This window comes from Amaricoccus sp. (assembly GCF_017995835.1).
GTDB lineage: Bacteria > Pseudomonadota > Alphaproteobacteria > Rhodobacterales > Rhodobacteraceae > Amaricoccus.
Map to the genome: position 1 here is coordinate 1 of NZ_JAGOID010000162.1, position 4,787 is coordinate 4,787.

Here is a 4,787-nt window from a genome sequence, read left to right on the forward strand (position 1 = left end):
CCCTCCATCCGGGCGATCCACATGGCGCGCACCGCCGGCCAGGGGGCGACGCGGGTGAATTCCGCGACCGCCGCCGCGCGAAAGATCTCGGCGGCGTTGTCGGGCAGACCGTCCTCGGTCGCGCCGAGAAAGGCGTCGAGCATCGCATGGATCGCACTGCCTCGGGTCAGCGCGTCCGGCTGGCGGCCGATCGGATCGAGCGGCCGCAGGCGCAGCACCTTGAGCGCATAGACCTCGTAGGGATCGCGTACCAGCGTCTCGATCTGCGTCACCGACAGATCCCTCGGGAAGGCCGAGAGGGGCGGGCGCGGCGCGGGGCGGCGGGCCGGCGGCGTCGGGGTCGCGGGACGGTCGAGCCGCGCCGCCTGCGCGACCAGCATCCGGCCCCGCGCCCGCGCCGCCTCGAGCGCCGCTGGTCCCTCCGGCGGCAGGCCGAGGAGCAGGTTCTCGAGCCGGAGCAGCCAGCGCGCGGCGACAGTCGGCGCGTCGGCGTCGCGGGTGGCGCGGGCGAGGATCACCTGTCGCGCGCCCGCCGCCTGCTGGAAATCATGGGCCGAGAGGCCGATCCGCCGCTCCGGACTCGGCAGACCAATGTCGCGGCGCATGGCACGGTTGAGCCACGGATCGGCGCCGGGCAGTCGGGGCCAGACGCCTTCGTTGAGGCCGCCGAGGATGACGAGATCGGCCGAGCGCGCCCGTGCCTCGAGTGTGCCCCAGATGAAGACACCGGGATGGGTGACGACCGCCTCCTCCGGCACGTCGCCGGCGGCCATCAGCGACGCGAGGAGGGCCCGATATTCGGCCGGCGCGATCGGCGCGCCATAGGCGTCGGCCTCCTGGTCGAGGGACTGGAAGAGCGCGCGTGCCTGCCGCCCGGCCTCGCGGTCCCAGAGCGCGGCGGCGGTGCCGGACGGCCCGGCGGCGAGCGCCTCGGCCGCCGCGACATGGGCGGCGGCGACGCTCCCGAGCGGTGCCGCCCCGATCCCCGCCAGCGGCGCGAGGCTGGCGCGCAGCCAGGCGAGCCAGGCGCCCGCCTCCTCGCCCTCGATCCCGCCTTCGAGCGCGTTCCAGTCGATGACCGGCGAGCCGCCGCGCAGGCGCCGCTCCAGCCGGGCGGTCAGGCGCAGGTGCGGGCCGCGCGCGTCGGCGTGGGTCAGCGGGTGCTTGAGCAGCACGAGCAGCGCCTCGGGGGTCAGGGCCGCGCCGATCAGGTCGGCGACGCGGCGCAGCAACACGCCAGGCGGGGTCAGTGCCAGCGGCCGGCCGGCGCTGTCGTCGGGCAGGATGCCCCAGCGGTCGAGCTCGGCCGTCACCCGCCGCGCCAGCGTCCGGTCCGGCGTGACGAGCGCGGCCGTCTCGCCCGTCTCGGCGGCGCCGCGCAAGGCGAGGGCGATGGCCAGCGCCTCGGACCGGGGGTCGGGCGCCTCGACCCAGGTCACGCCGGCCCAGGCGGCGGCGAGGTCGGGCGCCATCGCCCGCCCCTCGCCGCGCCACTGGTCGGTAACCGGCGCCGGCCGCAGCGCGAGCGACAGGAAGGCGTTCCGCTCCGGCGCGGGCGGCGGCGCCTCGGTCCAGGCGCGCACCGCGCCAAGGTCAAAGCCAAGGGCGTCCGAGAGGGCGCGAAACCCGTGCTGCGGATGGTCGGCCGCGCCCGCGTCCTCGCGCCCGAGCCGCCGCCAGACCCCGGCCGGCAGATGCGCGTCAAAGCCCGGCAGCACGAGCGCCCCGCGTGGCAGGCGCGCGACCGCCGTCATGAACAGGCGCGTCGCTCCGCGCGAGCCGGTCGAGCCCGCGACGATCACCGGATGCTCCGGCGGCCGGAGCGCCCAGCGCTCCGTCAACGCGGTGGCGGCGGCGCGCATCCGACCCTCGCCACCGGTCTGCGCGCCCGCCGCCATATAGTCGGCGAGCAGGGTCAGAAAGCGCAGGCCGCGCTGCCAGTGCGCGGCGTGTTCGCCCGCGTCGAGGGTGAGGAGCGCCTCCATCGGCACTCCCTCGCCCTGGATTTCGTCCATGAGTTCGGCGAGGCTGTCGGCGAGATCGAAGGCGGCGGTCTCGGCCGCCAGCCCCGGCTCGACAGCCAGCAACCGGCCGATCAGCCGCGACAGTTCGAGCTTGCGGCGCAGGGCCGGGACCGGCGCCGCGACAAAACCGGGCAGGAGCGGGTCGTCGGCAAGTTCGGTCAGCGCGCGAACCCGCGGCAAAAGGCGTGCCGGCCCGCCGGTCAGACGCTCGATCAGCGTCCGGCGCATCCGCTGCGTATTCACCCAGATCTCGACCCGCGCCACGGCTTCGGGCGGCTCGCCGGCGAGCCGGGCCTCGAGCCCCGCGATCAGCGCGGCCCCGAAATCGACGCCGGGCGGCAGCGCAAAGACCCGGGGGCCGTCGCTCGGGGCAAAGAGCGCGCTCATCGCGCCAGGGCCGCCTCGGCGAGCGCGACCCCCTCGGGGCGGCCGACATCGACCCATAGCCCCTGATGGACGGTTCCAGACATCCGCCCCGCCGCCAGGATCGGCTCCCAGACCGCGTTCAGGGAATAGGCGCCCTCGCCGAGCCCGCGAAGCGCGTCGGCTCCGAGGATCCCCGCGCCCGCATAGACGAAGTTCGCGGACGGAGCGGCGCCGCGCCGTGTCAGCCGCCCGTCCGCCGCGCGGTGGAAATCGCCCGCGCCGGAATGCCCCCGCGCCGCCGCGCGCGGCACAAGGCAGAGCAGCGCGTCCATCCGCGCCGCGTCCCAGGCCGCGGCGAGCGCGAGACACGGGTTTTCCCCGCCCCAGACCATGTCCGCGTTGAGCGTGAAGACCGGCCCCGGCCCGAGCAAGGGCAGCGCGTTGCGCAACCCGCCGCCGGTTTCAAGCAGCCTCGGCTCGAAGGAGATCCGAGTCTCCGGTGCCACCCGTGCAAGATGGGCGTGGATCTGTTCGGCGTGGGCGTGGGTATTGACCACGATCCGGGCGACCCCCGCGGCGCGATAGAGCGCCAGCGCATGGTCGATCAGCGGCCGGCCGGCGACCTCGATCAGCGCCTTCGGCCGCTCGCGCGTCAGCGCGCCCATGCGCGTGCCGAGTCCAGCGGCGAAGATGATGCCCGCCCGCGGTGTCATGGCGTGGTCCCCGGCGGTGGCAGATGGGCCTCGACCCAGCCCGCGAGCGGCGCCAGCGCCGGATGCGCGAGGTCGGCCCGCAGATAGGACCAGACGCGCGGCAGATAGCCGAGATAGCGCGGCTTGCCATCGCGCCGCGCGAGCCGGGTGAAGAGCCCGAGGATCTTGAGGTTGCGCTGGGCCGAAAGGACATGAGCCGCGTGGTCGAGCGCCTCGGGTTCGGCGCCGGTCCGCGCGCGGTAGCGGGCCAGCATCGCGGCGCGCAGTTCGGGCGCGACATCGCGCCGGGCGTCCTCGAGCAGAGAGACGAGGTCATAGGCCGGATGGCCGATCAGCAGGTCCTGATAGTCGAGCAGGCCGACGCGCGCGCGACCGCGCCGCGCGGGCAGCCAGATCAGGTTTTCCGCGTGATAGTCGCGATAGATCGGGACGGTCGAGGCGGGCAGGAGCGGGGTGAAGGCGGCCTCGGCCAGCGCGTCGAACTCGGCGGCGAGATCGGCCGGCGCCGGCGCGCCCGTCGCCGCGGGCAGGTACCATTCCGTCGCCAGCCGCGCCTCGCGCAGCAGCACCGCCATGTCGTAGGGCGGCGGCGTCCAGCCGCCGGCTGGCGGCGGCAAGGACTGGAACCAGGCGAGAAGGTCGATCGCCGCCCTGTAGAGCTCCGGCGCGCGGGCCGGATCGGCGGCGCAGAGCGTGGCGAGGAGATCCTCGCCGAGATCCTCGAGCAGAAGCAGGCCGCCGCCAAGGTCCGCCGCGAGGATCTCCGGCGCGGAAAGGCCGTGGTCGCGCAGCCAACCCGTGACGGCGACGAAGGGGGTGAGATCCAGCCCGCTTTCGGGGGGCGCGTCCATCAGGATCGCGGCGCGGGCGCCGCGGCGGACGCGCTCGTAGCGGCGGGCAGATGCATCGCCGGCCAGCGGAGCGCGATGCGCGCCGGCCCAGCCCGCGCCCGCCAGGAAATCCTCGATGCGCTCGGATCGGGTCACGGGGCGCCCACCGCCGCCAGCGCGGCGGGCAGCCAGTCCCAACCGCCGCCCTCCGCCGTCAGCTCGGCCCGGCGCGCCTCGCCCCGCTCCTCGAAATCGAGCGCCAGGGTCAGGCGCCGCGGCGGCAGGGCGGGCCCGAGCCGATCCGCCCATTCGACGACCGTGATCGCCCCGGCGAAGGCCTCCTCCAGCCCCAGCTCGCCGATCTCGTCGAGAGCGCCCAGCCGGTAGAGGTCCGCGTGCCACAGCTCGACATCGCCGAGATCATAGGTCTGCACCAGCGTATAGCTCGGCGAAGGTACGCTCTCCGCGCGCCCGAGCGCGGCCAGCCGGCTGCCGATCAGCGCGCGGGCAAAGACGCTCTTGCCGACACCGAGCCCGCCGACCAGCGCCACGAGATCCCCGGCGCCCAGCCCTGGCGCCAATGCGCGGGCCAGCGCCTCGGTCGCCGCGGCGTCGCTCAGGGTGAGCATGGTCTTCAACGAGGGGATCCGGTCCGTCATGCGCGATCGCGCCGTTCTACCGTCCCGCGCGCGGCGCGCAACCCCTCACGAATCGGATGGTCCGGGCTGACGCGGTTGCTCAGGCGCGCAGCGCCAGGCCGCCCGCCGTCCCCGCCTTCGGCGCGGCGAGATCGGCGGCGAAGGTCACACGGCCGCCCACATTCTCGATGCTCAGCGCGCCGCCGGCCTCCTCGA

The 4,787-nt window shown here is 75.2% G+C and carries 4 protein-coding genes; all 4 read right to left on the reverse strand.

The annotated features are described in order from the left end of the window. The coding region (addB, locus tag KBA23_RS15860; protein WP_290742959.1) for a double-strand break repair protein AddB at positions 1 to 2,411 on the reverse strand (2,411 nt) is incomplete at its 3' end. Next, on the reverse strand, positions 2,408 to 3,103 hold the full coding sequence (locus KBA23_RS15865) for a nucleotidyltransferase family protein (RefSeq protein ID WP_290742961.1): 696 nt from the start codon (positions 3,101 to 3,103) through the stop codon (positions 2,408 to 2,410). The genes addB and KBA23_RS15865, both read right to left, overlap by 4 nt. Further along, entirely contained in the window at positions 3,100 to 4,089 is a 990-nt protein-coding gene (locus KBA23_RS15870) for a phosphotransferase (protein WP_290742965.1), read from the reverse strand. The genes KBA23_RS15865 and KBA23_RS15870 overlap by 4 nt, the downstream gene beginning before the upstream one ends. Beyond that, a complete protein-coding gene (gene tsaE, locus KBA23_RS15875; protein ID WP_290742968.1) occupies positions 4,086 to 4,592 on the reverse strand; it encodes a tRNA (adenosine(37)-N6)-threonylcarbamoyltransferase complex ATPase subunit type 1 TsaE in 507 nt (168 codons plus the stop codon). Before tsaE ends, KBA23_RS15870 begins: the two co-directional genes overlap by 4 nt. Positions 4,593 to 4,787: the final 195 nt, after the last annotated feature.

What these genes read in the sequence shown, in the direction of transcription:
- KBA23_RS15865 (WP_290742961.1), bottom strand. Translation starts at nt 3,103, where the DNA reads ATGACACCGCGGGCGGGCATCATCTTCGCCGCTGGACTCGGCACGCGC.
- tsaE (WP_290742968.1), bottom strand. Translation starts at nt 4,592, where the DNA reads ATGACGGACCGGATCCCCTCGTTGAAGACCATGCTCACCCTGAGCGAC.